The following is a 1,945-nucleotide window of genomic DNA, read 5'->3' as shown; positions in this document are numbered from 1 at the left end:
AGCCCGGTTGACCACACAGTAAACAAACCGCGCCGAGGCCACTTGGCGACCGATATCGACGTTTATTTCAGGTGAATTTCACGGCCAAATTCGGTCGTTTTTTGCATCAGCAGGAAAAATGCACCTTAGAAGTCCATTTTGGCCATAAAAATAAGGGGTTTCATGCCACTTTTCGCCCCATGAATTCTTCCAGGGCACACTATAGAAGGAAAGAACGCGATTATGCACCTGGTGCGTGCCCCACATAAACGGTCTAATCAGCCGTCTCCTGATACGGGGTGCGTGGCTAAGCCGGGAGCATCAATGATGGGAGATAACCATCAATGGAAACCAATAATAATCCAGTTTCTGGAGCGGAGGTAACCGAGCAAGTTCAACGTCTAGCAAAGGCCTACGGCGATCAGATCGTTCGGAGAGACAACAAGTTCTTCGACGTGGAGAATCTGAGTGTTCCACTGTCGCGCAATGACGTGGAGCGGATGATCCTGAACCGGGTTCGAGACGAGTATCCCGAAGTTCCACTGAGCAAAGATCTAGTCAAAGGCTTATTTAAGCTGCTGATCGAAGCGCAGCATACTGACGCCGACCGATCGTTTCAGGTCTGGAATGGAACGGCAATCTGTGAAGCCAGTAACTCTAACCGACTGATACGGTCGCGTGGAGCAGTTGCAGCCAACACGTGGGTCGAACCGGAATATCGCCAACTCAGGGTCAATTTCGCTGAGCCTGGCATCATCGGGCAATTCTTCGATGAGTTCTTTCAGCTTGAGCATGACCGTGAGCAGTTCCTGAACTGGCTGGCATGGAGCCTTCAGAACGAGGGGGAAAAGCCTTCTTGGGCTCCGTTCCTGTATTCGCGGGGAAGAGGTACTGGGAAAAGTACAACGGCACGCATTCTGACCGAACTCTTCGGCACTCAGAACACCGTAGTTCCAAATAACGTCAGCAAGCTTACGCAGCAGTTCAACGCCACGGTTCTGACAAGCAAGCTTGTGGTGTGTGAGGAAACCCAGATCAAGCCGGGGTCGCCGCAGGAAAACGCAATCAAAACCTTCATCACTGACCCTTACGTTCTGATAGAGCGGAAAGGGATTGAAGCTGAACGCGCAAAGCAGTCGTGCTGCTTCCTGTTCACATCGAACATCTGGCCATCATGGATCGGTGAGGGTGAGCGGCGTTATCTCGTAATGGATGTGAACCATGACGGTCGATCAGGGGGTTCTCGCGCCAACGAGTTTTCGAACCTCGTCGGTCAGGTTCATCAGTTCCTGGATGATCCGGCGAACGTGTCCCGTGTCTATAACGCCTTGATGCAGAGACAACTGCCGGAAGGGTTCAGCGCCAAGAGCTTGAACATCGCCGACCATCAGACACCGACCATGGAACGCCTGCACCAGACCAGCCGAGACACCATCGTTGATCGGTTGGAGGAAGAACTGAATGCTAGTGGGCTCGTCGCCCTGCCTGAAGCGGGAGTGGTTGAGTTCGTCCAGACGAACCTCAAAGGAAACATCAACCAAACCAAGCACCTGATGGACGAGTTGGATTGGCGGAAGACCAAGGCGAAGTGGGGTGGCAAAGACTATCAACGCGCGATCTGGGTCAAGTCTGGTTACTGGATCGACCGGGGCAAAATCCATGGCCCTGACTTTGAGCCGGTGAGCATCAACGATCACATTGCTGGTGATACCCGGTTCGCCGAAGTGGAGATCATATGATGGACAGTCAGCACTTTTTCTTAAGAGACGACTGCGAGATCTGGCTTCAGGACATCATGGACACTCACTACGAGGAGGCCCTTTCGAGGGCCAACTCCGTCCTATCGCAAACCACAGAGGATGAGAACGGGTGCTGGGTGACCTCGACGCAGGGACGGCCGAAAACACGGTTCAATCACCGCCAAGTGGCCTCTGCGCGGTTCGTTTACTGCGTGGTCAACCGGGCG

The 1,945-nt window shown here is 53.3% G+C and carries 1 protein-coding gene; it reads left to right on the top strand.

Going from position 1 to position 1,945, the window contains the following annotated elements; all coding sequences use genetic code 11:
* Positions 1-323 precede the first annotated feature (323 nt).
* Positions 324-1,718, top strand: coding sequence for a primase-helicase family protein (locus AC2FF7_RS22115; RefSeq protein ID WP_496906357.1), 1,395 nt, complete (start codon positions 324-326; stop codon positions 1,716-1,718).
* Positions 1,719-1,945: the final 227 nt, after the last annotated feature.

This window comes from Ruegeria sp. YTSC325, assembly GCF_059609525.1.
Note: the sequence above shows the minus strand (reverse complement) of the source record. Positions and strands in the feature narration are given on the sequence as shown.